This window comes from Chromobacterium alkanivorans (assembly GCF_016937655.1).
GTDB lineage: Bacteria > Pseudomonadota > Gammaproteobacteria > Burkholderiales > Chromobacteriaceae > Chromobacterium > Chromobacterium alkanivorans.
This window is the reverse complement of record NZ_JAFHKL010000019.1, coordinates 21,698-45,114: the sequence shown is the minus strand read 5'-3', so window position 1 is coordinate 45,114 and position 23,417 is coordinate 21,698. Positions and strand designations below refer to the sequence as shown.

Sequence of the window (23,417 nt, the reverse complement as noted above, 5' to 3'; positions counted from 1 at the left end):
TTTAGTCCAGGCTCTGCAGCCGGACTTGCGTCGCCAGGGCGCGCACCTGTTCCGGCGGCGGCAGGTGCGGGCCGACGCGCGCCAGCTTGGCGGCGGCGAAGGCCACCGCCAGCCGGGCTTCGGCCTCGAGGTCCAGCCCGTCCAGCCGCGCCGCGGCCAGGCCGGCCACCAGCGCGTCGCCGGCGCCCACGGTGCTCAGCGGCTGTTGCGCGGGCAAGGAAGCCAGCAGCGCGCGGTCGCGGGAGGCGAACAAGGCGCCGTCCGCGCCCAGCGACACCACCACCTGTTCCACGCCGCGCTGCAGCAGCCCGCGCGCGCAAGCCAGCACCGCGGCGGTGTCGGGCAGCGCGCGGCCGGCCCAGAGCTCCAGTTCGTGACGGTTGGGCTTGACGCAGTGCGGCGGCGCGTCGCCGTTCAGCGCCTGGCTCAGCGCCTCCCCGCTGCTGTCCAGCAGCAGCCGCGCGCCCAGCGGCCGCAGCAGCCGGCACAGCCGCAGATAGCTGTCGGCGGGCAGGCCGGGCGGCAGGCTGCCGCACAGCGCCACGATGTCGCCGGGGCGCAGCCGGGCGGCCAGCTCGGCGCCCACTTGCTCCAGCTGGGCTTCGCCGGCGGCGATGCCGGGCAGGTTGACGTCGGTGGTGTCGCCGCTGGAAAGGTCGGCCAGCTTGATGTTGACCCGGGTGTCGCCGGGCAGGCGCAGCATGTGGTCGGCGATGCGCTTGTCCAGGAACAGCTGTTCGAAGGCTTCGCTGTTGTTGCGGCCCAGCAGGCCGCAGACGCCGACCGGCGCGCCCCAGTCCGCCAGGCAGCTGGCCACGTTGACGCCCTTGCCGCCGGCGTTGCTGCTGGCGCTTTGCGCCAGGTTGACCGCGCCGGGCGTCAGCCGGGCCAGGGCGATGGTCTGGTCCAGCGCCGGATTCAGGGTGACGGTGTGGACGCGCGCGCTCATGTCAGCTCCCGCGCCAGCATGCGCACTTCGTCGGCGCTGTCGCAGGCCAGCGCCTGCTGCGCCAGCTCGCGCAGCCGGTCTTGGCCGTTGGCGCACAGCTTGGCCTTGACCGCGGCCACGTCGCGCGGGCTCATCGACAGCTCGGCCACGCCCAGGCCGGTCAGCAGCGCGGCGCCGAAAGGGTCGCCGGCGATGCCGCCGCACACGCCCACCCAGCGTTGATGACGGGCGGCGCCGGCCACGGTGTGCTGGATCAGCCGCAGCACGGCCGGGTGCAGGCTGTCGGCCTCGGCCGCCAGCTCCGGGTGCTGGCGGTCCATCGCCAGCGTGTACTGGGTCAGGTCGTTGGTGCCGATGGAGAAGAAGTCCACGTATTCGGCCAACTGGTCGGCCAGCAGCGCCGCGGCCGGCACTTCCACCATGATGCCCAGCGGCACCGCCGGCGCGTCCAGTTCGCGGCGCAGGCCTTCGCACCAGCCCTTGAGCCGGGTGATTTCCTTCAGCGAGGTGATCATCGGGAACATGATGGACAGCGGCTGGCCGCCGCGGGCGGCGCGGTAGAGCGCGCGCAGCTGCGGCTCCAGCAGGTCGCGGCGGCGCAGCAGCAGGCGCGAGCCGCGCATACCTAGGAAGGGGTTTTCCTCGGCCGGCAGCTTCAGGTAATCCACCTGCTTGTCGCCGCCTATGTCCAGCGCGCGCACGATCAGCGGCCGGCCGTCCAGCGCGTCCAGCATGGCGCTGTAGGTGTGGAACTGCTCGTCCTCGCTGGGTGCCTGCTCGCGCTCTAGGAACAGGAATTCGGTGCGCATCAGGCCCACGCCCTCGGCGCCGGCGTCAAGCGCGGCGGCCACCTGGTCCGGGCGGTTGATGTTGGCGGCGATTTCCACGCGGTGGCCGTCCGGGGTTACCGCCGGGCGCTGCCGCTGTTCCGCCTGCTGCTGCTGGGTGCGCTGCTGGGCCTGCAACCAGTCGCGGGCCGAGGCCAGATCCTGCTCGCCGGGGTTCAGGTAGAGCCGGCCGCCGATGCCGTCCAGGATGGCCGGGGTGCCGTCGGCGATGTCCAGCAGCGCCGGGCCGCCGGCCACCAGCGCTGGCAGACCCAGGGTGCGCGCCAGGATGGCGGTGTGCGAGGTGGGGCCGCCCTGGGCGGTGGCCAGCGCGCGGATGCGGCCGGTGTCCAGGGTGGCGGTGTCGGACGGGGTGAGGTCGGCGGCCAGCAGAATGCAGTCGTCGCCGTCGATGTCGGCCAGGGTGGCGCTGTTCAGCGCCGGGTCCAACTGGCGCAGCACGCGGCGGCCCACGTCGCGCAGATCGGCGGCGCGCGCCGCCAGCAGCGGATTGCCCAGCGCGGCCAGCCGTTCCGCCATCCGTTCCACCGCCTGGTGCCAGGCCCATTCCACGCCGTGGCCGCCCACCATCAATTGGCAGGTCAGGGTGATCAGATCGGTGTCGGACAGCAGTTCGGCCTGGGCCTGGAAAATGCCGGCCTCGGCCTTGCCCAGCCGGCTGGCGGTGGCCGCGGCCAGTTCGTTCAGTTCGGCGCGGGTGGCGTTCAGCGCCGCGTGCAGGCGGTCGCCGCCTTCGCCCAGCGCCACCGGACGGTCCGGTACTTTCAGCTGGCCGGCGTGCAGCACGCGCACATGGCCGATGGCGAGGCCGGGGCTGGCGGCGACGCCGGCGATGGACAGCGGATGGCCGGGCGGAATCCAGCCCTGTTGCGCCGCCAGCAGCTGCGCTTTTTGCGCGGCCAGCGCGGCGTCGGTCTGTTCCTGCGCCGAGGCGTCGCGCATCGCGGCCAGCAGGCCGGCCAGCGCGGCGGCGGCGTCCGGTCCCTGGGCGGACACGGTGACGGTGTCGCCGTGGCGCAAGCCCAGTTGCAGCAGGCTGATCAGGTTTTTGGCGTCGGCGGCGTCCTGGCCGTGACGCACTTGCAGCTGGGCGGCGTGGCGGCGCGCGGCCTCCACCCATTGCGCGGCCGGGCGCGCGTGCAGGCCGTTGGGGTAGTCGACTATCCATTGCGCGCGCTCGGCCAGATCGGCGGCGGCGTCGCCGGCCGCGGCCGCAGGCGCGTCTTCCAGCAGGGCCAGCACCTGGGCCGGCTCCCGGGCGCTGAACAATTGTTCGAGCCGGGCCTCGTCCTGCAGCAGCCGGGTCAGCCGGCGCAGCAGGGTGATGTGTTCGTCGGACTGGGCGGCGATGGCGAACAACAGCCGGGTGCGCTGACCGGGGTTCCATTCCAGGCCGTCCGGAATCTGCACGATGGCGATGCCGGTGCGGCGGATCAACTGGCGGTCCTCCACCATGCCGTGGGGAATGGCCAGGCCGTTGCCCAGGAAGGTGTTGGCCACCGCCTCGCGCCGCAGCAGGCTGTCGATGTAGGCGGGTTCTATGCAGCCGGCGTCGGCCAGCAATTGTCCGGCCAGGCGGATGGCCGCCTCTTTGTCTGCGGGCTGACAGCCCAGCCGGATCAGTTCGGGCTGGATCAAGGAGGAGGGCGATCCGGTGTCGTGCATGGCGGTCTCTTCAGTCGGTTCAGGTGGCAGCGCTGTGCTTGGAATCCGTTCAGGCTCCGCCGCGCGGCGGGGGCTGGGCTCCGAACAGGCTCTGTATAGCGGATCGGTCCGCGCTCGCCAGCTGTCTTTGCGGCGGGGCGGGGCCGTCCATGCGCTGAGTGAATTGAAAACGATTACATTTTTACTGTCAACATAGTCGTAGCGCTGCCGCTACATCTTTGTGCTGTCTCAAGCGCCAGTGTTGTAAAATTACGCTTTGGGGGTATGCTTGGGGAAACCCAATGTCGATCATGGCGAGAGAAAACGATTTCATATGACGGTCAGCATCAAGGATGTGGCGCTGGCGGCCGGCGTGTCGGTGGCCACCGTGTCGCGGGCCCTGGCCAAGGGCCCGGTGAGCGCAGCGCTGAAGGCCAAGGTGGAGGCGGCCATCGCCGCCACCGGGTATCGGCCCAATCTGTCGGCGCGGCGCTTGCGCTCGCGGCACAGCGACACCATAGGCCTGATCGTGTCCGATATCCGCAACCCCTTCTTCACCGCGGTCAGCCGCGCGGTGGAGGATGTGGCCTACCAGGCCGGCATGCGGGTGATTCTGTGTAATACCGACGAGAACCCGGACAAGGAGGCGATGTACCTCAGGCTGATGCAGGAGGAGCGCGTCACCGGGGTGATCTTCGCCGCCACCCGCGCCACGGCGGAGACGCTGGACGCCGAAGCGCTGGGCTTTCCGGTGGTGCTGATCGACCGCGCCGCGCCCGGCGGCGCGGCCGACGCGGTGGTGCTGGACAACGCCGCCGCCGCCGGCCTGCTGGTCAGCCATCTGCGCGAGCAGGGCCACCGCCGCATCGGCGGGCTGTTCGGCAATACCAGCAGCACCGGCGCGGAACGGCACGCCGGCTTCGCCGCCGCGCTGACGGCCGCCGGGCTGGCCGCGCCGGCGCGCTTCGTCGCGCCCACGGCCGAGGCGGCGCAGCAGGCGGTGTCCGCCTGGCTGGCCGAGACGGAGGCGCCGCAGGCGCTGGTGATCAGCAACGGCCTGCTCTTGCTGGGCGCGATGCGCGCGGTGCGCGCGCTGGGTCTGGAACTGCCGCGTCAGCTGGCGCTGGCCGGTTTCGACAACGACAGCTGGACCGAGCTGGCCGGGCCGGGGCTGACGGTGATAGAGCAGCCGGTGGACGAGATCGGCCGCGCGGCGATGGCCATGCTGTTGGAGCGGCTGGAACAGCCGCAGCGGCCGACGCGCAAGGTGGTGCTGACCGGCCGGCTGGTGGTGCGGGGCTCCAGCCTGGCCGCCGGTTAGCCGCCGCGGCTGTGGCGGGGGCGAGACAGCCGCGCGGGCGGGCGGACCGGCGTCCGCGGATTCAATTTTTAATGTATTAAATGTTGTGCCATGATTTGCCGATGCCGTTTCAGCCATCGCCGCCCAGCCGGGCGGCCGCTAGAGGGAGGCCCGCCATGGACACGCGTTTCGCCGGCGACATTCATCTTTCCACCCGCCAGGCGGCGGACGGCGACAAGCTGGATTTCTGGCTGAGCGAGGTGGACCGCCTATTGGTCCGGGTGGAGTGCGACCGCCGCCCGGAAGAGCGGCTGGAGGCGTCGCGGGACTGGCGGGATTTCGGCTTGCTGCGCATGGCCACGATACGCGCCAACCAGCACGCGGTGACGCGTAGCGGCCACAGCCTGAGCCGGGACGGCCGGGACTCCATCTTCGCCTGTCTGATGCTGCAGGGCGAGGGCTTCAGCCACCAGGGCGTGGAATGCGCCCGCCACGGCCCGGGCGACGTGGTGCTGTACGATACCGCGCGCCCTTACGGCCACGGCTTTCCGGCCGATATGGCGATGGCGGTGCTGGACATTCCGCGGTCCTTGTTCCAGGAACAGGTGGGCGTATGGAACGAGCGCGGCCTGGTGCGCATCGAGCGCGCCGCCGGCATGGACGCCCTGGCCGCCCATCGCCTGCTTTGCGGCGGCGCGGCCGCGCGGCGGCATCTGGCCAGCCAGCTGCTGGAGTGGCTGCACTCGCTGTGGAGCGCGCGCCAGGGCCTGCCGGCGTCCCGTTCCACCTTGTGCAGCCTGTGGCGGGCCAAGGCCTATATCGAACGGCATCTGGCCGAGGACGACCTGGACTGCGAACGCATCAGCCGCGCGGTGGGCGTGTCCGCGCGCCAGCTGGCCCGCATCTTCGAGCAGGAGGGCGAATCGGTGGCGCGCCATCTGTGGGGTCGTCGGCTGGAGCGCTGCCGCGTGGACCTGGCCGATCCGGCGCTGCGCCATCTCTCGGTCAGCGAGCTGGCCTTCCGCTGGGGCTTCAACCACATCGCCCATTTTTGCCGCAGTTACAAACGCCGTTACGGTGAAACGCCGAGTCAGACCCGGGCCGAGGCCTTGGCCGCGCGCGTCCTTCCCAGACAACAAGACTGTCCTCATTAGGCAAATTTCGCGTTCTTCCCATCGTTAGAGTGGACGGGTTCGCCGCGCTGTCGAGCGCGACGGACGCCCACCTAATAATGAGGAGACACCATCATGCGCACATCAACGGGCGGCTGCGCGCGCGCCGCTTGCGAAAGAGAGGCCCGCCATGCGCCTCTCCTATGAAAACAAACTGCTGGCCATCCTGGCGCTGAGTTTCGGCTTCGTGTTTTTCGACCGGCTGGCGCTGTCCTTTTTATTCCCCTTCATGGCGGCCGAGCTGCGCTTGAGCCCCGCGCACCTGGGCATGCTGGCGTCGGCGCTGGCGCTGACCTGGTCGCTGTCCGGACTGGGCCTGGGCGCGTGGTCGGACCGGCGCGGCGTGAAGAAGCCGATGCTGGTGGCGGCGGTGCTGGCGTTCTCGCTGTTTTCCGCCGCCTCCGGTCTGGTGGCCGGCTTTCTGTCCTTGCTGTTGTTCCGCGCGCTGATGGGCGTGGCCGAAGGACCGGTGCTGCCCATTTCCCAGTCACTGCTGGCGGCGGCGTCCACGCCGGCGCGGCGCGGTTTCAATATGGGCATCGTCAACGGCTCCGCGCCTGGCTTGCTGGGCGCGGTGCTGGGGCCGCCGCTGCTGGTGGCGCTGGCCGAATCCTACGGCTGGCGCGCCGCCTTCTACCTGTCCTGCCTGCCTGGTCTGCTGATCGCCTGGCTGGCGTGGCGGCATGTGCGCGAGCCGGCGCCCGCGCCGGCGTCGGCCGGTCGGGGCGGCGGCTTCGTCCAGCTGCTGGGCGAGCGCAACATTCTGCTGTGCGTGCTGATCGCCTGCAGTTACATCACCTGGTTCATCATCCTGATCTCGTTCACGCCCACCTTTCTGATCCAGGTCAAGGGCATGAGTCCCCAGGCGATGGGGGCGGTGATGAGCAGCCTGGGCTTCGCCTGGGTGGCGTGGGGCGCGCTGGTGCCGGCGATTTCTGACCGCATCGGCCGCAAGCCGGCGATGGTGGCGTTTTCCCTGATCGCCGCCTGCTGCCCGCTGGTGTTGTTGGAGGTGGACCGCATGGCTTGGCTGCTGCCGCTGGTCTTTCTCAGCTACACCGGCTTGGGCTGCTTCACCCTGTTCATGGCCACGATTCCGGCGGAGACGGTGTCGCCGCGGCGCATCGCCACCGCGCTGGGCATGATCATGGGGGTGGGCGAGCTGGCCGGCGGTTTCGTCGCGCCTACGGTGGCGGGCTTCGCCGCCGATCGCTACGGCCTGTCCATCGTGATGTGGATCGCCATGGCCGGCGCCTTGTTGCCGGCGCTGCTGTCGCTGGGCCTGCGCGAAACCGCGCCGCTGCGGCTGAGGCCGCGCGGGGCCGCGCTGGAAGCCGAACGGGCGCTGCGCTGAGCCGCCATTCTCATTGCGCGTCCCGCCGCGACGGGACGTCGCCCTCCATGACGGGGAATATCATGCACAAAAAATGGATCAAGGCGCTGGCCGGGCTGTCGGCGGCGCTGGCCTGCGCGACGGCGCAAGCCACCCAGTCCGGCGCGGACACCATAGGCGCCGGCGCCGAGGGTTTTCTCGCCGGAGCCTTGCCGCCGGCCGGCTGGTACGGCGTGTTCTACTACACCCATTACCAGGCCAACCGTTTCAACGACGACGCCGGCAACGCCGCCGTGCCGGGCTTCAAACTGCGCGCCGACGTGCTGGTGCCGCGCTTGCTGTACATGTCGGACCGGACGCTGTGGGGCGGGCGGCTGGGCGGTTTCGCGCTGGCGCCGCTGGCCAGCCTGAGCCTGGACGCCGGCGGCGCACACGACAGCCGCAGCGGCCTGGGCGACGCGGTGCTGGGGCCGGTGTTGGCCTGGGGCGATGACGGGCCGCTGCACACGGCGCTGGCGGCCGACATCGTGCTGCCCACCGGCGGCTACGAGCGCGATCGGATGTTGAACCTGGGGGCCAATCATTATTCGCTGCGGCCGGTGTTCGCCTTTTCCTATCTGCCGGCGTCCGGCTGGGAGCTGTCGTCCAAGATCAGCTACACCTTCAACGGCAAGAATCGCGACATCGATTACCAGTCCGGCCAGCAGTTCCACTTCGATTACTCGCTGAGCTACGCGGCCGGCCCGGCCTGGCGGCTGGGCTTGAACGGCTATTTCATCAAGCAGACCACGGACGACACCCAGTATGGCCGGGCGGTGGCGGGCAACGGCTTTCGCGGCCAGGTTTTCGCCGTCGGCCCCGCCGTGCGCTACCAGTTCGACAAGGCCGGTCTGGAGCTGAGGTGGCTGCAGGAGTTCGCGGCGCGCAATCGGCCGGAAGGCAGCGCCTTGTGGCTCAAACTGGTGGCGCCGCTGTAGCGGGAGGGCGGTTTGTCGCCGACACGGCCGGGCGCTCGCGCCCGGTTTTTCTTGGCGGATCCACGCTTCTGCGCGTACTCGTCTTCAGTTTCTGTTTTGGCTTCTTCTTCGTTCTTTCTTCACCGGGCCGTCATCGAGATGCCGCATGATTGGGATTCTTGTGCAATCCCGCTGCGCTTCCCGCCCCGCGATGAAGTCCGGACGACCGCTGCCTGTCGGTCCCAAATTCGCCATAGGGAGCAAGTTGATCGCTTATTGCGCGTCTCCCCCGCACGTTGTCGCTTAGTTGGAAAGAAAAATCCATGAGTAAGCTTGATCCACGCCGTCACAGACAAGGATGGGAAATCGCGCTGATTTTAGTCACTGTCTTATGGGGGTGGTCGTTTGTCGCTATTCACGATGCGCTGAACCATCTAAGCGACTCGGCGTTTAACGCCTACCGGTTTCTCATTGCCGCGATGGCGATGTGGATCGTGGCGCGGGTAAAAGGGAGTCGATTCTCGCGGCAGGATGTTTTCGGAGGAGTCGCCGCTGGAGTCGCGCTATACCTGGCCTTCTTTTTCCAAACCAAAGGCTTGGCTTACACCACGGCTTCCAATGCCAGTTTTATTACGGGCTTGGCCGTTGTCTTTACCCCCTTGTTCGCTTATTGGCTGTTAAAGGTGCGCCCGGAAAAACGTCAGCTATTAGGCGCAGCCGCGGCGACGATTGGGCTTGCTTTGCTGACCTTGAAAAATCTGACCATTCATTGGGGAGATATGCTGGTTGTGCTCTGTGCGGTTTCCTTCGCTTTGCACATCGTTGTTTTGTCCAAGGTCAGCAAAACAGCGCGGGTATTAAACATCGCCTTTGTCCAGGTCGCGGTCGTGGGAGGCTTGTCCTTGCTGCAGTCATTGGCCTTGAATGAGTTTGCGGTGCCCTTTCGAAGCGAGACGATTGCCGCGATTCTTACTATCGCCCTCTTGGGAACGGCAGTCGGTTTTTATGTGCAGACTCGGGCTCAAGTGGCCTCCTCGCCCAATCGAATCGCATTGATCATTGTGCTGGAACCGCTGTTTGGCGGTGTTTTTGCTTATTTTTTGGCCGGCGACCGCTTGTCGCCTTTGAATTTACTGGGGGCGGGGCTGATTATTCTGGGCATGCTGATCACGGAGTTTCATTTGAAGGCAAGCCGCGCCGGAGCGGATTAACCCTTCGCTGCGCGGCTTGGATGGCTCCATCCCCGCCGTCGCAGGAGCTTGAAACGAAGGCGGGGGGCGCTTACTGACCGGAAAGCATGAACTCCGCGCAGCGCTCGGCGATCATCACCACCGGCGCGTTGGTGTTGCCGGAGACGATGTTGGGCATCACCGAGGCGTCGCAGACGCGCAGGCCGGCCACGCCGTTGACGCGCAGCCGCGGGTCCACCACCGCGTCGGCGTCGCCGCCCATGCGGCAGGTGCCGGCCGGGTGGTAGACGGTTTTGGCGAACTGGCGAATGTGCTGTTCCAGCAGCGCGTCGTCGGCGTCCTCGGCCGGCGAGGGCAGCAGCTCCTCGGCGATCAGCCGGCGCATCGACGGCGCCCGCAGGATGCGGCGCGCCAGCTTGACGCCGCGCAACAGGCCGGCGAGGTCCTCGGCCTCGCGCAGCGCGCCGCTGTCGAAGCGCAGCGGCGCGGCCGGGTCGGCGCCGGCCAGCGCGACGCTGCCGCGCGATTTGGGGCGCAGCAGGCAGGGATTGATGGAAATGCCGTGGCCGGGCAGCGGTTCGCGGTCCACGTCGCCCACCAGGGTGGGCAGCACGTGGAACTGGATGTCCGGCCGGCCGCCGCCGGCGGTGTCGACGAAGCCGCCGGACTCCACCACGTTGGAGCTGAGCAAGCCGGTGCGGAACAGCTGCCATTGCAGGCCGTGGCGCAGCGCGGCCAGGCCGCGGTCCTGGCCCAGCAGGCTGATGGGCGCGCGCGTCCGGCCGTAGACCGACACTTCCAGATGGTCCTGGTAATTGGCGCCCACCGCCGGCGCGTCGCGCAGCACGGCGACGCCGTGTTCGCGCAGCTGGGCGGCCGGGCCGACGCCGGACAGCATCAGCAGCTTGGGGCTGGACAGCGCGCCGGCGCAGAGCACGATTTCCGCCGCGGCGCGCGCGCGCTGGACGCCGCCGGCGTCGCGCCATTCCACCTGACAGGCGCGATGGCCGTCGAACAGGATTTTCTGCACGTAGCAGCCGGTGCGCAGGTCCAGACCGGGCCGTTGCCGGACCGCGGCCAGATAGGTGGCCGCGGTGCTGCCGCGCTGTCCGTCGACGGTGGTGGTGTGGTAGAAGCCGACGCCGGCCTGATGGCGGCCGTTGAAGTCGTCGTTGTAAGCCAGGCCGGTTTCCTGCGCGCCCTGGACGAAGGCCAGGCTCAGCGGATGACGGTAGCGGGTGTCGCTGACTGTCAGCGGGCCGTCCACGCCGTGATAGGGCTCGGACAGGCGCATATGGCTTTCCGCCTTCTTGAAGGCGGGCAGCACTTGGGCCCAATCCCAGCCCGCGCAGCCTTGGACGGCCCAGTCGTCGTAGTCGGCGGCCTGGCCGCGGATGTAGACCATGGCGTTGACCGAGCTGCCGCCGCCCAGGGTGCGGCCCTGCGGGACGTGGATGCGTCTGCCGGCGGCTTCCGGCTGCGGTTCGCTGCGGTAGGTGACGGTGCGTTCGCTGCCCAGCACCTTGATGAAGGCGGCCGGCATGCGGATGTAGGGGTTGTCGTCCGGCGGGCCGTCTTCCAGCAGCAGCACGCGCTTGCCGGCTTCTATCAGCCTGTGGGTCAGCACGCAGCCGGCGGAGCCGGCTCCGATGAGGATGTAGTCGTAGTCGCGCATGGTGTCTCCCTTGTTGTCGCGCCGCCCTCCGACTGAGGATGGGCGGCCGCTCCAGCATAGGGCGGCCGCGCGCGGTGGCCTTGACCGGGAAGGCCCCGGGTCTTGACCGCCGCGGACGCGGGAGGGGGGCGGCTCAGGTCTGGCGGATCAAGGCGCGCAGCGCGCGCTTGCAGGCGGCCAGATCCTGAGCGTCCAGGCCGGCCTGCATGTCTTGCTGCTGTCGCTGGGCGACGCGCCATAGCGTGGCGGCCTGTTCGCGGCCGGCCGCGCTGAGGCGGTAGCCGTCCGCGTCGCGCGTCAGCAGGCCCTTGCGCAGCAGTTCCGCTTCCGCCAGTTCCAGCTCTCCCGGCGGCAGCGCCGCCTCGCGTTGCAGCGCGCAGGCGTCAAGGCCGGGCTGTTGTTCCAGCACCAGCAGCACCCGCGCTTCGCCGCCGCCCAGGCCGGCGGCGAGCTGGCGCGGCCGGTAGCTGGCCTGGTAGGCCTGCAGCGCCTGGGTCAGCAGATAGAGCAGGTTGTCGCCCAGCCAGCCGGGCAGCGGTTCCGCAGCCTCCGGCCGGCCGCGCGGCAGCGCGGCGGCGTACATGCCCTGGTGGTAGAGCAGCGGCGCGGCGCCGCCGTCGTCGAAGGCTTCTACCAGACCCAGCAGTATCCAGTGGTCGCCGCCGTCCAGCCGCTGGTGCAGCCGACAGTGGAAGCGGGCGGCGCAGCCGTCGAGCAGCGGCGCGCCGCCGCGGCCGGTTTCCGGCGTCAGGCCGGCGAATTTGTCGGCGGCGGCGCGGGCGAAGCGGTTGGACAGTTCGATCTGGTCGGCGGCCAGCACGTGGACGACGAAGTGGCCGGCCTGGTCGAACACCGCGTTGCTGGCGGAGCGTTTGTCCAGACTCCACAGCACCAGCGGCGGGTCCAGCGAGACGGAGTTGAAGCTGTTGGCGGTGACGCCGGCGCGTTCGCCGTCCGGCGCGGAGGCGGTGACGACGGTGACGCCGGTGGCGAAGTTGCCGAGCGCGCGGCGCAGCGCGCGCGCGTCGTGGGCAGGGGCGGGTGCGTTCATGGCGTGTCCTCAAGGCCGCCCGGCGCAGGGGCCGGCGCGGCGCGGGTGGGAGCGGGAGGAGGCGGGGTTCAAACCATGCTGGGGTCCGGCTCCAGGCCCAGCAGCGAACGGCCGAGGATCTGGGCGCAGACGTCGTAGTCGGTGTAGGCGTGGGCGCCGGTCATGTGGGAGTCGCGGAACAGCCGCTGCGCCTCGTTTTCCAGCCGCCAGCAATTGCCGCCCATGGATTCGAACAGGCGGTCCACCGCCTGGATGCACATCTTCACCGCGTAGGCCTGGTTGGTGCGCCAGAAGGCCAGCGTCTCCGCCGTGGGATAGCGCTTGGCCGCGCCGTGCTCGGCGTGATCGCGCCAGCTGGCTTCCAGCAAGGCGCGCGCGGCCAGCACCTGGTGGGTAGATTCGGCCAGCCGCATATAGGCGGGCAGCGCGGCGCCCACCTGAGCGCCGGTGTAGGCGCGGATGCGGTTGCGGCTGCGCTCCTTGAACACTTGCAGCATGCGCTCGGCCACGCCCAGGCTGATGGCGGCGAAGCCGCTGGCGAAGTAGGGCCGGTACGGCGCGTAGAAGATCTTGCTGTCCGGGTAGAGGCCGAAGCCGGAGGAGCGGCCTTCCATCATGTCCTTGGCCGCCTCGATCCGGTGTTCCGGCACGAAGACCTTGTCCACCAGCAGCGTCTTGGTGCCGCTGCCCTGCATGCCGGCGGCGTGCCAGTCGTCGCGGATTTGATAGTCGGCGCGCGGCACTACGCCGAAGCAGTATTGCGGCTCGCCGTCCGGGCCCGGGCGGCGGAAGCCCAGTATCGCCCATTCGGCGTGGTCGCAGCCGCTGCTCCAGCCCATTTCGCCGCTGAGCAGCACGCCGCCGTCCGCGGCTTCGGCCCGGCCCAGCGGCGCGATGCTGCTGCTGGCGGTGGCGTCGCTGTCTTCGCCCCAGACTTCCTCTTGCAGCCGGGCGGAGAACAGCGCGATCTGATGGCTGTGGGTGGCCAGCAGGCTGGCGGCCCAGGCGGTGCTGGCGCAGGTGCCGGCCAGCGCCGCCACGCAGTCGGCGAACTCCGGCAGGCTGATCTCCAGGCCGCCGTATTTCTTGGGTTGGAAGGCGCGGTGAAAGCTCATGCCTTTCAGCAGGGCGATGTTTTCCGCCGGCACGGTGCGCTCGCGTTCCGCCCGCTCCGCGTTGGCGGCGATGGCGGGCAGGACGGGGAGCAGGGTTTCCAGCAAGGGGTTGGGGTGGCGCATGACGGTCTCCTTTGTGTTTGACGACGCTGAAACCCGTTCAATGTCTGCTGCGCTGAGCGAGACTTGGCGCGCCGAGCACGCTTGCGGAACGCTCGTGCGTCAGCTGGCCGAAACCGCTGTCTCAGCCGCCGGGCCTTATCTCGCTTTTGCTCGCCAGCCTTTGAACAGGCTCAGTGGCTATCCGCGCCTTGAGTGGGCGCTTTAATAATGAACACATTCATCGAATTTGCATTATGGATAGCGACGCCATGCGCTGGAATGCATCTTTCAAGCTGTCTTAGGTACTTTTCATGGCATTTCGGCGCGCACGCCGGCGGCGGCGGGCGCATGCCAGCGTATCGGCGACGCGGCCTGTTCGGCTTCGTGCTCCGGTCCCAGCGGGATGTTGCTGCGGTCGCGCAGCAGCAGCGCGGAGGCGAGGCCGATCAGGGTCATGCCGCCCAGGTAGGCGGTCACCGCGGCGGTGGAGCCGGTTTGGGCGATCAGCGCCTTGGCTATCATCGGCGCGAAGGCGCCGCCCAGGATGGCGCCCAGCGCGTAGGAGATGGACACGCCGGAGAAGCGCACCGAGGCGGGGAACAGTTCGGCGTAGAACGCCGATTGCGCGCCATAGGTCAGGCCGGTGCCGACGGACAGCCAGCACAGCGCCAGCAGCACCGCCGGCAGGCTGGCGCTGTTGACCAGCGGGAACAGGGTCAGCACGCCGGCCAGCTGCACGCCGAAGCCGACGAGGTAGACGCGGCGGCGGCCGATGCGGTCAGACCAGACGCCGGCCAGCCAGGTGAAGGCCATCCAGCAGGCGGAGGCGAAGGCGACGGCCAGCAGCACCGGGGTGCGTTCCATGCGCAGCGCGCCGGCGGGGTCGGTGGTGTAGTTCTGGATGAAGCCGCCGGTGGTCATGTAGCCGACGGCGCTGTTGCCGGCGAACACCAGCGCGGCCAGCAGCACCAGCGGCGCGTGGCGGCGGAACAGGTCCAGCACCGGGGTGCGCGATCCGGCCTTGCGCGCCTTGATTTCCTCGAATACCGGGCTTTCCTCCACCGAACGGCGCACCCACTGGCCGATGAACAGCAGCACGACGCTGAACAAAAAGGGCACGCGCCAGCCCCATTCCAGGAAGGCGTCGCCGGGGGAGATCACCCCGCTCATCAGCGCGAACACGCCGGATGCCAGCAGCAGGCCCAGCGGCACGCCTATCTGCGGGAAGGCGCCGTAGCGGCCGCGCTGGCCGGGCGGCGCGTGTTCCACCGCCATCAGCACCGCGCCGCCCCATTCGCCGCCGGCGGAAATGCCTTGCAGGATGCGCAGCAGGATCAGCGCCAGCGGCGCCAGCAGGCCGGCGGACTCATACGTGGGCAGCGCGCCGATCAGCGCGGTGGAGGCGCCCATCAGCACCAGGGTCAGCACCAGCATCGCGCGCCGGCCCAGGCGGTCGCCGTAGTGGCCGGCGAGGAAGGCGCCCAGCGGCCGGAACAGGAAGCTGACGCCGACGGAGGCGAAGGCGATCAGGGTGGCGAAGCGCTCGCCGGCCGGGGTGAAGAACAGTTTGTTGAACACCAGGCCGGCGGCGCTGGCGTAGATGAAGAAGTCGTACCACTCGATGGCGGTGCCGATCACGGTGGCGTAGGCGACTTTGCGCTGGCTGGCGCTGGGGCGGGTGGGGGAATGACTCATCTTGGGTTCTCCTCTAGGGGGAGCCGAATCGGCTCCGGGCGGCGTCTTGTTGTTGTATGGCCGCCGCGGCTCAGTAGGCGGACGGGGGCGGCGGCTGGCCGGGCGCGTCGTGACGGAAGGCCGCCGCCAGCGCTTCGGCGCGGCGCGCCAGCAGGGTGGTGTCGACGCCGACGGCGACGAAGTTGGCGCCCAGCTCCAGCAAACGGCGCGCTTCGGCCTCGTTGGCCATCAGAATGCCGGCGGCCTTGCCCTGGGCGCGGATGCGGAGGATGGCGTCGTCCATCGCCGCGCGCACGTCCGGGTGGTCCGGCCGCCCCGGGTGGCCCATGTCGGCGGCCAGGTCGGCCGGGCCGATGAAGACGCCGTCCACGCCGTCGGTGGCGGCGATGGCGTCCAGCGCGGCCAGGGCCTGGCGGGTTTCCACCTGGGCCAGCACGCAGATTTCGCTGTCGGCCCGCGTCAGATAGTCCGGCACGCGGTTCCAGCGCGAGGCGCGCGCCAGCGCGCTGCCCACGCCGCGGACGCCGCGCGGAGGGTAGCGGGTGGCGGCCACCGCCCGCGCCGCCTCGTCCGCGTTTTGCACCATGGGCAGCATCAGCGTTTGCGCGCCGATGTCCAGCAGCTGCTTGATGCGCACCGGGTCGTTGCTGACGGCGCGCACCACCGGGTGGCTGGGATAGGGCGCGATGGCTTGCAGTTGCCGCAGCACGTCGTTCAGTTCATTGGGCGCGTGTTCGCCGTCTATCAGCAGCCAGTCGAAGCCGGCGCCGGCCAGCAGTTCGGCGCTGTAGGGGCTGGCCAGGCCCAGCCACAGGCCGATCTGGCGGCGGCCGTCGCGCAGCGCGGCCTTGAAGGGGTTGGCGGGGAGTTGCATGGCGGTTCCTTGGACGGGCTTAGACGAAGCGGCAGCTGATCGCGCCCAGCGGGCCGTAGTCGACGTGGAAGGTGTCGCCGGCGCGCGCCGGCACCGGCCGGGTGAAGGAGCCGGCCAGAATCACCTGGCCGGCCTTGAGTTCGACGTCGAACGGCGAGAGCTTGTTGGCCAGCCAGGCCACGCCGTTGGCCGGGTGGTTGAGCACCGCGGCGGCGACGCCGGACTCCTCGATCACGCCGTTGCGGTACATCATCGCCGCCACCCAGCGCAGGTCCAGCTCGCGCGGCCGCACCGGCCGGCCGCCCATCACCACGCCGGCGTTGGCGGCGTTGTCGGCGATGGTGTCGAACACCTTGCGCGGGCGCTGGCTGTCCGGGTCTATGGACTGGCTGCGCGCGTCTATGATTTCCAGCGCCGGGATCACGTAGTCGGCGGCGTCGTAGACGTCGAACAGGGTGGCGCCGGGGCCGGACAGCGGGCGGCCCAGGATGAAGGCCAGCTCCACCTCCACCCGCGGCACGATGAAGCGCGAGGTCGGGATGTCGGCGCCGTCGTTGAAGAACATATCGTCCAGCAGCGCGCCGTAGTCCGGCTCGTTTATCTGCGAGGACATCTGCATCGCGCGCGAGGTCAGGCCTATCTTGTGGCCTTTGAGCTTGCGGCCTGCCGCCAGCTTCATCTCCACCCAGCAGCGCTGGATGGCGTAGGCGTCCTCTATGGTGATCTCGGGGTGGTCCAGCGAGAGCTGGCGGATCTGTTTGCGCTCCCGTTCGGCGTCGTGCAGGCGGCGCGCGGCGGCGCGAATCTGGTCTTGGCTCAGCATGCGGGCTCCTCAGGAGGGCTGGCGGAAACGTTGGTGCACATTGTTGTGCTTGAAGTTGAGCGTGGCGGACAGCTCGGTCAGCTCGAAGCTGAGCGCCAGGTAGCGCTGGGCGAACAGCGGCTCGAAGTGGCGCTGGATCAGCGCGAATACTTGTTCGGCGGCGGCGCGGCGCTGGGCCTCGCTGCGCCCGCTGCCGATCTGCAAGGTGCAATGGACGAAGGCGTAGTCGGCTTCGCCGTCCGCCATGCGCCAGGTGTCCAGCCAGTGGGCGCGGCTGCGGATGCCGGCCAGCGGAAACAGGCCGCTGGCGGCCAGACAGTCGTGCACCTGGCGGAACAGGCCGGGCAGGTCGGCCTGCTCGCGCAGATTGTCGGTGCATTCAGCGATGAAGTGCGGCATGGCGCTCTCCCTGCGGTTCCACCGGCAGCACCACATTGATCTGGCCGGTGCCGGAACTGCCGAAGTAGGGGGTGATGATTTCGGCGCGGCCGCGGTAGCCGTCCCAGCCCAGCGCGCCCAGCAACATCGCGGTGTCGTGCATGAAGCCCTCGCCGTGGCACTTCTCGGCGTACTCCGGCAGCATGTCGCAGAAGGTTTTCCAGTCGCCGTCCCGCCACATGGCGATGACCTCCTGGTCCATGCTTTCCAGGAAGGGGCTCCAGGCCTTGTGCAGGTATTGGTCGGCGGTGCCGTTCTGGGCGAAGCGGTGCGACAGCGAGCCGCTGGCGAAGAAAGCGACGCGGCCGTCGTAATCGCGCTCCACCGCCTCGCGCATCGCCGCGCCCAGCCGCGCGCTGTCGGCCAGATCGTGCACCGTGCACAGCGCGGCCACCGACACCACCTTGAAATGCCGGTCGGCGTTCATATAGCGCATCGGCACCAGGGTGCCGTACTCCAGCGCCAGCGTGGTGGCGTCGTGGGCGCGGGTGTGCACGCCGGCGGCGGTGGCGGCCTCGGCCAGCAGCTTGCCCAGCGCGGGGTTGCCAGGGTAGGCGTAGGGCATGTTCTTGATGAAGTGAGGCAGTTCGTTGCTGGTGTACACGCCTTCGAAGGACGGCGCGCAGTTGACGTGGTAGCCGGAGTTGACCAGCCAGTGGGTGTCGAACACCACGATGGTGTCGACGCCCAGCTCGCGGCAGCGGCGGCTGATTTCCTTGTGGCCGTCGATCGCCGCCTGGCGGCAGCCTTGATGCGGGCCGGGCAGTTCCGACAGATACATGGACGGCACGTGCGTGATCTTGGCCGCCAGGGCTAAGGTTCCCATTGCGTTCTCCTTTGTGCTGCGCGGGCGGGGCGCCCGCGTTCCTGTCTGTTTGCGGAAGCGGCCGTCTACGCGGCCTTGGCTTGCTTGTCAGTGGCTTTCCACGCCCCAGCGCGGGATGAAATGTCCGCCCATGGACACGCAGACGTTCTTCACCTCGGCGAAGGCTTCGAAGCTGTACTCGCCGCCCTCGCGGCCTACGCCGGACGCCTTGACGCCGCCGAAGGGCTGGCGCAGATCGCGCACGTTCTGACTGTTGACGAAGACCATGCCGGCCTCGATGCCGCGCGCCAGCCGGTGGGCCTTGCCGATGTCCTGGGTCCAGATGTAGGAGGCCAGGCCGTAGTCGACGTCGTTGGCCAGCCGCAACGCCTCGGCCTCGTCGTGAAAGCGCAGCAGGCAGGCCACCGGGCCGAAGATTTCCTCCTGGGCGATGCGCATGCGGTTGTCGACGTCGGCGAACACGGTGGGGCGGATGAAGTGACCGGAAGCCAGCGCCTCCGGCAGGCCGGCCGGACGTTCCAGGCCGCCGGCCGTCAGCCGCGCGCCTTCTTCCAGGCCGATGCGGATATAGCCGGTGACCTTGTCGTAATGCTGGCGGGTGATCATCGAACCCACCTGGGTGTCGGGGTTCTGCGGATCGCCGACGATCAGCCGCTGGGCGCGGGCGGAGAATTCGGCGACGAAGCGATCGTAGATGCCGTTTTGCACGAAGATGCGGCTGCCGGCGGTGCAGCGTTCGCCGTTGAGGGAGAAGATGGTGAACAGCGCGGCGTCCAGCGCGCGCTCGAAGTCGGCGTCGTCGAACACCAGCACCGGCGATTTGCCGCCCAGCTCCATCGAGTATTTCTTCAGGCCGGCGTTCTGCATGATGCGCCGCCCGGTGGCGGTGCCGCCGGTGAAGGACACCGCGCGCACGTCCGGATGGCTGACCAGGGCCTCGCCGGCGTCGGCGCCGTAGCCCTGCACCACGTTGAACACGCCGGGCGGGATGCCGGCCTCCAGCGCCAGCCGGCCCAGCTCGTTGGCGGTCAGCGGCGACAGTTCGGACATCTTCAGCACCGCGGTGTTGCCCAGCGCCAGGCAGGGCGCGGTCTTCCAGGTGGCGGTCATGAAGGGCACGTTCCACGGCGACACCAGCGCGCACACGCCCACCGGCTGGTACAGCGTGTAGTTGAGCATCTGATCGTCCACCGGATAGCTGTGGCCGTTCATGCGGGTGCAGACTTCGGCGAAGAAGTCGAAGTTGTGCGAGGCGCGCGGGATCAGCACATTGCGGGTCTGGTGGATGGGCAGACCGGTGTCCAGGGTTTCCAGTTCCGCCAGCCGCGGCACTTCGCGCTGTATCAGTTCGCCCAGCTTGCGCATCAGCCGCGCGCGTTCCTTGGCCGGGGTGGCCGCCCACTTGGGAAAGGCCGCCTTGGCGGCGGCCACCGCCAGATTGACTTCCTCGGCGCCGCCGGCGGCCACTTCTCCCAGCGCTTCGCCGGTGGCCGGGTTGTAGTTGACGAAGCTGTCCCGGCTGGCCACTTCGCGGCCGTCTATCCAGTGTTTGATCATGGGGTTTCCTTATTCCGCGTTCCGGCGCGCGAGCCAGTCCGCTTCGCTGATGATGTGATTGACCAGGCGGCCCACGCCTTCCACCTCCACCGTCACCTCGTCGCCGGGGCGCACGTCGGACAGGCCTTGCGGGGTGCCGGTGGCGATCATGTCGCCCGGCTGCAGCGTCATGAAGGCGGACAGGTATTCGATCAGGAAGGGGATGTCGAACACCATGTCGCGGGTATTGCCGCTTTGCACGCGGCGGCCGTTGACGTAGGTGGCCAGTTCCAGCGCGTGCGGGTCGGGCACCTCGTCGCGGTCCACCAGCCACGGGCCGATAGGGGTCAGGCCGTCGCGGTTTTTCACCCGCAGATTGGGCCGGTAGTAGTTTTCCAGGTAGTCGCGCACCGCGTAGTCGTTGCACACGGTGTAGCCGGCGACGTAGTCCATCGCCTGGGCGCGCTTGACCTTGCGCGCGGTCTTGCCTATCACCGCCACCAGTTCGCACTCGTAGTGCATATATTCAACATTGTCCGGACGCATCGAGCGTTGCCGGTGGCCGGTCAGCGTGGCCGGGGTCTTCAGGAACACCAGCGGTTCGCTGGGCGGCTTGAAATCCAGTTCGGCGGCGTGGTCGGCGTAGTTGAGGCCCAGCGCGAACAGCGTGCCCTGGCACGGCGGCAGCCATTCCGCCTCGGTTTCGCCCAGGCGGCGGCCGTCCGGCAGCAAGAGCGCGCCGTCGGCGTCGGCTTGCGCGCGCCAGGTTCGGCCCTGGTAGCGGATTCGGGCTTGTCTCATCGGATGTCCTCCTCGGCCGCGACGGTGTTTTCCAGCCGGCCTATGCCGTCTATCTCCACCGCCACGGTGTCGCCCGGCCGCAGCCGCGCGCCGCGCGGCGGGGTGGCCACGATCAGCAGGTCGCCGGCGTACAGGGTCAGGAACTGGCTGACGTCGGCGATCAGCTGGGCGACGCCGCGCAGCCAGTCGGCGCTGTCGTTGGTTTCGGCCAGCGCGCCGTTGACGTAGGTGCGCACCTGCACCCGCTGCGGGTCGATGGCGTCGGGGCCGGCCTCGGGACCGACGGGGCAGAAGCCGTCGCGGCATTTGGCCTGGATCGCCGGCCGGTAGAAGCTGGTTTCGGCCAGGCTGACCTCGTTGACCACCGCGTAGCCGCCGACATGGGACAGCGCGTCGGCGGCGCTGACGCGGCAGGCGTCGCGGGCGATGCGCACGCCCAGCGCGCCGCCGGCGTAGACGGCGTCGGCGTCGGCGGGAAAGGGAATCGGCGCGCCGGCGGCGCTGACGGTGTTGCGCGGCTTGACGAACAGCACCGGCGCCCGCGGCGGACGCTGATAGGGCGGCTGTTCGTACTCCGCCGCCAGCGCCGTCTGCAGACGGCGGTGGTTGAGCGCCGCGCCGTAGATGGACGCCGGCCGCTCGTTTGCGGCGTCTAGGACAAGGCTCATGCTTAACTCCTTGTTATTGAATGAATTGCCGTTGTTCAAATATTCATTAACATGTTAAAGTTTATAACGATGACGGCGGGCCGCTGTCAATGTTTATCCATGCTGCGTTGCGGGCTAACCCGCGAAAAGCCTCGCTTGAGCGGCGGCGGCCCGGGCGGCCGATCCGGCGCTGAGCCCTGAGCGGCGGCCTTTTGGCGAGGTCGAGCGGAGAGGGCGGCCGACTATGGCGAAAATGTCACAAGGGAGGGACGGCGATGAGCAGAAACCCGCGCGGCCTGGGCGCGCGCATACCCAATATCGACATCGGCAAGGCCTACGACAGCCCTTACGAGTCCGTCGACATCCATTGCGAATCCTTTGGGCGGCTGGCGGCCTTTTTCGGCCGCAATATGCCGGTGCACCGGCACGATCGCTTTTTGCAATTGCACTATCTCGCCAGCGGCGACATTCGGCTGCAGCTGGAGGAGGACCATTACCAGGCGCGCGCGCCGCTGTTGTTCCTGACCCCGCCGACGGTGCCGCACGCTTTCATCACCGGGCCGGAGGCCGACGGCCATGTGTTGACCCTGCGCCAGGAGCTGGCGCGCGGCTGGCTGGAGGAGGCGGGGCCGGACGCGTTGAGCGCGCCGTTCTGCGTGGAACTGGCCGAGGTGCCGGCGGAATGGGCCGATATGGCGCGGCGCCTGCCCGAGCGGCTGGCCCAGCTGCAGCGGGAGAGCGAGGCGCAGGCGCCGGGCGCGGAACTGGCGCGGCAAGCCCTGGCTCAGCTGGTGCTGGTGGACGTGCTGCGGCTGTCCGGCCTGCCGGGGCCGCGGCAGGGGCCGCGCCGCGACGAGTGGCGGCTCTACCACCGCTTCAACGGCTTGATTGAGGCGCACTACAGAGAACACTGGAGCCTGGACCGCTACGCGGCCGAACTGGGCGTCAGCGAGGCGCGGCTCAACGACGTGTGCCGCCGGCTGGCGGACCTGCCGTCCAAGCGGCTGGCGCACGACAGGCTGTTGCAGGAAGCCAAGCGTCTGCTGATCTACTCCGCCGCCTCGGTGCACGCCATCGCCTACGACCTGGGCTTCAAGGACCCGGCTTATTTTTCCCGCTTCTTTCAGCGCTTGGCGGGGCGCTCTCCCAGCGACTACCGCGCGCGCCGGCAGTCCTGAGTCCGCGCGGCCTAGTTCGTCGTGTCGTTGACCGCCTCCAGGCCGCGCGCGCCGGGAGGCGCGTCCAGGTGCGCCAGCGCGCGGGCGCGGGTGTGGGACGGCGCTTCGCCGAACAGCTTGCGGTAATCGCCGGCGAAATGGCCCAGGTGGTAAAAGCCCCAGGCGCCGGCGGCGTCGCGCACGCCGTGGCCGGGCCGCGTCGGGTTCAGCAGCATCCGGCGCACCGCGTTCAGGCGGATGGAGCGCAGATAATCGACCGGAGTGGTGTCCGCCACCAGCTGAAAGCTGTTTTGCAGCGTGCGGCGGCTGACGCGCAGCCGGCTGCACAACTCCAGCACCGTCACCGGCTCGTCCGGCTTGGCCAGCGCCAGCGCCTGGCTGCGCCGGACGATGTCGCAATGGGTGGCGAAGGTCAGGTTGCCGCGGCGCTCGCCCAGCGCGCCGTCCGCCAGCGCGTCTTGCAACAGGTCCAGCAACTGGTGCTGGATCACTTTCTGGTTGCCGGCGTAGGACAGTAGCGCCGGGTCCAGCAAAGCCTGTTCGAACACGCCGTTCAGCAGCGCGCGCAGCGCCGCCAGCGCGGCCGGCCGGGCCGGGAACACCGGCGTCTTGCCGCGGGCCTCGCGCAGCGGGCGGCACAGCGCCGGCGTCAACTCGGCCAGGTCCTCGTAAGGCACCGACACCTGGACCGAGTCCGCGCCCGGCGGCAGATGGAACACGAAGTCCTCGCCGCCGCGCAGCGCCATCAGGGCGTTGTCGGGCACGGCCACGCCTTGCAGGCTCAGCGGCGACGGCGCGCGGATAGGCAGCGCGAAATGGATCATGCCGCCGGGCGCGCGCCCTTGCTGCACCACGCGCTGGTTGAAGCTCTCGCGGAAAATGTCCAGACGCGCGGTGCGCACCCGGCTCAAGGTGCTGCGGAAGCGGCCGCCGCTGATCTGGCTGTACAGCTGCTCCCAGCCGGGCAGGGCCTCGGCGTGCAGGTGGGCGTCGTCAAAACAACGGGCTGCGGCAATCATCTGCTTTCTCCGGTGGGTGGGGGTGGAGTCCGCCTGTTCTCAGTCCAGTTTCCTGGATCGCAAAATGATTAATATGTTATTCAAATCGAAATGTCCAGCCTTAGCGGCGCGGTTAGCTGTTGTTTTTGCTGAATGTTTCCATCTGGCGACATGCTGCGCCGCAACGCGAAGGGCCGGACCGCGCTTTGCCGATTTGGGATCAGCCGCGGCGGCGGCGCTGGGTATATTGGGCCATCGCCGGCCGC

The 23,417-nt window shown here is 69.1% G+C and carries 21 protein-coding genes; 7 read left to right on the top strand and 14 right to left on the bottom strand.

Going from position 1 to position 23,417, the window contains the following annotated elements:
* Position 1: 1 nt before the first annotated feature.
* Positions 2 to 949, bottom strand: coding sequence for a 1-phosphofructokinase (gene pfkB, locus JW897_RS22815; RefSeq protein WP_205467760.1), 948 nt, complete (start codon positions 947 to 949; stop codon positions 2 to 4).
* Positions 946 to 3,462: a phosphoenolpyruvate--protein phosphotransferase gene (gene ptsP / locus JW897_RS22810; RefSeq protein WP_048412640.1), complete on the bottom strand. Its 2,517-nt coding sequence runs from the start codon at positions 3,460 to 3,462 to the stop codon at positions 946 to 948. Before ptsP ends, pfkB begins: the two co-directional genes overlap by 4 nt.
* A gap of 313 nt (positions 3,463 to 3,775) precedes the next feature.
* Here ptsP and JW897_RS22805 point away from each other — a divergent pair, with 313 nt between their 5' ends.
* The 5 genes from JW897_RS22805 to JW897_RS22785 all read left to right on the top strand — a co-directional run bounded on the left by JW897_RS22805 (position 3,776) and on the right by JW897_RS22785 (position 9,413).
* Positions 3,776 to 4,762 (top strand): LacI family DNA-binding transcriptional regulator, encoded by a 987-nt coding sequence (locus JW897_RS22805; protein WP_205467759.1) that lies wholly within the window; start codon positions 3,776 to 3,778, stop codon positions 4,760 to 4,762.
* A gap of 155 nt (positions 4,763 to 4,917) precedes the next feature.
* On the top strand, positions 4,918 to 5,895 hold the full coding sequence (locus tag JW897_RS22800; RefSeq protein ID WP_205467758.1) for a helix-turn-helix domain-containing protein: 978 nt from the start codon (positions 4,918 to 4,920) through the stop codon (positions 5,893 to 5,895).
* A gap of 148 nt (positions 5,896 to 6,043) precedes the next feature.
* Complete coding sequence (locus tag JW897_RS22795) at positions 6,044 to 7,267, top strand: MFS transporter (protein ID WP_205467757.1); 1,224 nt, start codon at positions 6,044 to 6,046, stop codon at positions 7,265 to 7,267.
* Between the two features lie 62 nt (positions 7,268 to 7,329).
* Complete coding sequence (locus JW897_RS22790) at positions 7,330 to 8,223, top strand: SphA family protein (RefSeq protein WP_205467756.1); 894 nt, start codon at positions 7,330 to 7,332, stop codon at positions 8,221 to 8,223.
* Positions 8,224 to 8,525: 302 nt separating this feature from the next.
* Complete coding sequence (locus JW897_RS22785; protein WP_205467755.1) at positions 8,526 to 9,413, top strand: DMT family transporter; 888 nt, start codon at positions 8,526 to 8,528, stop codon at positions 9,411 to 9,413.
* 70 nt (positions 9,414 to 9,483) lie between these two features.
* Here the strand turns inward: JW897_RS22785 and JW897_RS22780 are convergent, their stop codons facing one another.
* From JW897_RS22780 to JW897_RS22770, 3 genes are all read right to left on the bottom strand, one after another.
* A complete protein-coding gene (locus JW897_RS22780; protein WP_048412646.1) occupies positions 9,484 to 11,067 on the bottom strand; it encodes a GMC family oxidoreductase in 1,584 nt (527 codons plus the stop codon).
* A gap of 133 nt (positions 11,068 to 11,200) precedes the next feature.
* Positions 11,201 to 12,118: a p-hydroxyphenylacetate 3-hydroxylase reductase component gene (locus JW897_RS22775; RefSeq protein WP_048412647.1), complete on the bottom strand. Its 918-nt coding sequence runs from the start codon at positions 12,116 to 12,118 to the stop codon at positions 11,201 to 11,203.
* A 68-nt stretch (positions 12,119 to 12,186) separates the two neighbouring features.
* Complete coding sequence (locus JW897_RS22770; protein ID WP_205467754.1) at positions 12,187 to 13,356, bottom strand: p-hydroxyphenylacetate 3-hydroxylase oxygenase component; 1,170 nt, start codon at positions 13,354 to 13,356, stop codon at positions 12,187 to 12,189.
* Here JW897_RS22770 and JW897_RS22765 point away from each other — a divergent pair.
* On the top strand, positions 13,355 to 13,561 hold the full coding sequence (locus JW897_RS22765; RefSeq protein WP_205467753.1) for a hypothetical protein: 207 nt from the start codon (positions 13,355 to 13,357) through the stop codon (positions 13,559 to 13,561). The genes JW897_RS22770 and JW897_RS22765 overlap by 2 nt on opposite strands.
* An 83-nt stretch (positions 13,562 to 13,644) precedes the next feature.
* Here JW897_RS22765 and JW897_RS22760 read toward each other — a convergent pair whose 3' ends face one another.
* From JW897_RS22760 to JW897_RS22725, 8 genes are all read right to left on the bottom strand, one after another.
* Positions 13,645 to 15,030 (bottom strand): MFS transporter, encoded by a 1,386-nt coding sequence (locus JW897_RS22760; protein ID WP_205467752.1) that lies wholly within the window; start codon positions 15,028 to 15,030, stop codon positions 13,645 to 13,647.
* Positions 15,031 to 15,100: 70 nt separating this feature from the next.
* On the bottom strand, positions 15,101 to 15,904 hold the full coding sequence (hpaI, locus tag JW897_RS22755; protein WP_205467751.1) for a 4-hydroxy-2-oxoheptanedioate aldolase: 804 nt from the start codon (positions 15,902 to 15,904) through the stop codon (positions 15,101 to 15,103).
* Positions 15,905 to 15,923: 19 nt separating this feature from the next.
* Entirely contained in the window at positions 15,924 to 16,727 is an 804-nt protein-coding gene (gene hpaH, locus JW897_RS22750) for a 2-oxo-hept-4-ene-1,7-dioate hydratase (protein WP_205467750.1), read from the bottom strand.
* Between the two features lie 9 nt (positions 16,728 to 16,736).
* A complete protein-coding gene (locus JW897_RS22745) occupies positions 16,737 to 17,126 on the bottom strand; it encodes a 5-carboxymethyl-2-hydroxymuconate Delta-isomerase (protein ID WP_048412652.1) in 390 nt (129 codons plus the stop codon).
* Positions 17,107 to 17,991, bottom strand: a complete 885-nt coding sequence (gene hpaD / locus JW897_RS22740; protein ID WP_205467749.1) for a 3,4-dihydroxyphenylacetate 2,3-dioxygenase — start codon at positions 17,989 to 17,991, stop codon at positions 17,107 to 17,109. The genes JW897_RS22745 and hpaD overlap by 20 nt, the downstream gene beginning before the upstream one ends.
* Before the next feature lie 87 nt (positions 17,992 to 18,078).
* Positions 18,079 to 19,548, bottom strand: coding sequence for a 5-carboxymethyl-2-hydroxymuconate semialdehyde dehydrogenase (gene hpaE / locus JW897_RS22735; protein WP_205467748.1), 1,470 nt, complete (start codon positions 19,546 to 19,548; stop codon positions 18,079 to 18,081).
* 9 nt (positions 19,549 to 19,557) lie between these two features.
* Positions 19,558 to 20,328 carry a fumarylacetoacetate hydrolase family protein gene (locus tag JW897_RS22730; RefSeq protein ID WP_205467747.1) on the bottom strand — a complete coding sequence of 257 codons (771 nt, stop codon included), beginning with the start codon at positions 20,326 to 20,328 and terminating at the stop codon, positions 19,558 to 19,560.
* Complete coding sequence (locus tag JW897_RS22725; protein WP_205467746.1) at positions 20,325 to 20,996, bottom strand: fumarylacetoacetate hydrolase family protein; 672 nt, start codon at positions 20,994 to 20,996, stop codon at positions 20,325 to 20,327. The genes JW897_RS22730 and JW897_RS22725 overlap by 4 nt, the downstream gene beginning before the upstream one ends.
* 254 nt (positions 20,997 to 21,250) lie before the next feature.
* Between JW897_RS22725 and hpaA the strand changes: the two genes are divergently transcribed.
* On the top strand, positions 21,251 to 22,153 hold the full coding sequence (gene hpaA / locus JW897_RS22720; RefSeq protein ID WP_205467745.1) for a 4-hydroxyphenylacetate catabolism regulatory protein HpaA: 903 nt from the start codon (positions 21,251 to 21,253) through the stop codon (positions 22,151 to 22,153).
* Positions 22,154 to 22,164: 11 nt separating this feature from the next.
* On the opposite strand, the gene JW897_RS22715 is transcribed toward hpaA, so the two are convergent.
* Positions 22,165 to 23,172: a helix-turn-helix domain-containing protein gene (locus JW897_RS22715; RefSeq protein WP_048412658.1), complete on the bottom strand. Its 1,008-nt coding sequence runs from the start codon at positions 23,170 to 23,172 to the stop codon at positions 22,165 to 22,167.
* Between the last annotated feature and the right edge of the window lie 245 nt (positions 23,173 to 23,417).

Bases quoted from the DNA above. Each gene is read 5' to 3' on its own strand.
- pfkB (WP_205467760.1), bottom strand. From the start codon at position 949: ATGAGCGCGCGCGTCCACACCGTCACCCTGAATCCGGCGCTGGACCAG.
- ptsP (WP_048412640.1), bottom strand. From the start codon at position 3,462: ATGCACGACACCGGATCGCCCTCCTCCTTGATCCAGCCCGAACTGATC.
- JW897_RS22805 (WP_205467759.1), top strand. From the start codon at position 3,776: ATGACGGTCAGCATCAAGGATGTGGCGCTGGCGGCCGGCGTGTCGGTG.
- JW897_RS22800 (WP_205467758.1), top strand. From the start codon at position 4,918: ATGGACACGCGTTTCGCCGGCGACATTCATCTTTCCACCCGCCAGGCG.
- JW897_RS22795 (WP_205467757.1), top strand. From the start codon at position 6,044: ATGCGCCTCTCCTATGAAAACAAACTGCTGGCCATCCTGGCGCTGAGT.
- JW897_RS22790 (WP_205467756.1), top strand. From the start codon at position 7,330: ATGCACAAAAAATGGATCAAGGCGCTGGCCGGGCTGTCGGCGGCGCTG.
- JW897_RS22785 (WP_205467755.1), top strand. From the start codon at position 8,526: ATGAGTAAGCTTGATCCACGCCGTCACAGACAAGGATGGGAAATCGCG.
- JW897_RS22780 (WP_048412646.1), bottom strand. From the start codon at position 11,067: ATGCGCGACTACGACTACATCCTCATCGGAGCCGGCTCCGCCGGCTGC.
- JW897_RS22775 (WP_048412647.1), bottom strand. From the start codon at position 12,118: ATGAACGCACCCGCCCCTGCCCACGACGCGCGCGCGCTGCGCCGCGCG.
- JW897_RS22765 (WP_205467753.1), top strand. From the start codon at position 13,355: ATGACGGTCTCCTTTGTGTTTGACGACGCTGAAACCCGTTCAATGTCT.
- JW897_RS22770 (WP_205467754.1), bottom strand. From the start codon at position 13,356: ATGCGCCACCCCAACCCCTTGCTGGAAACCCTGCTCCCCGTCCTGCCC.
- JW897_RS22760 (WP_205467752.1), bottom strand. From the start codon at position 15,030: ATGAGTCATTCCCCCACCCGCCCCAGCGCCAGCCAGCGCAAAGTCGCC.
- hpaI (WP_205467751.1), bottom strand. From the start codon at position 15,904: ATGCAACTCCCCGCCAACCCCTTCAAGGCCGCGCTGCGCGACGGCCGC.
- hpaH (WP_205467750.1), bottom strand. From the start codon at position 16,727: ATGCTGAGCCAAGACCAGATTCGCGCCGCCGCGCGCCGCCTGCACGAC.
- JW897_RS22745 (WP_048412652.1), bottom strand. From the start codon at position 17,126: ATGCCGCACTTCATCGCTGAATGCACCGACAATCTGCGCGAGCAGGCC.
- hpaD (WP_205467749.1), bottom strand. From the start codon at position 17,991: ATGGGAACCTTAGCCCTGGCGGCCAAGATCACGCACGTGCCGTCCATG.
- hpaE (WP_205467748.1), bottom strand. From the start codon at position 19,548: ATGATCAAACACTGGATAGACGGCCGCGAAGTGGCCAGCCGGGACAGC.
- JW897_RS22730 (WP_205467747.1), bottom strand. From the start codon at position 20,328: ATGAGACAAGCCCGAATCCGCTACCAGGGCCGAACCTGGCGCGCGCAA.
- JW897_RS22725 (WP_205467746.1), bottom strand. From the start codon at position 20,996: ATGAGCCTTGTCCTAGACGCCGCAAACGAGCGGCCGGCGTCCATCTAC.
- hpaA (WP_205467745.1), top strand. From the start codon at position 21,251: ATGAGCAGAAACCCGCGCGGCCTGGGCGCGCGCATACCCAATATCGAC.
- JW897_RS22715 (WP_048412658.1), bottom strand. From the start codon at position 23,172: ATGATTGCCGCAGCCCGTTGTTTTGACGACGCCCACCTGCACGCCGAG.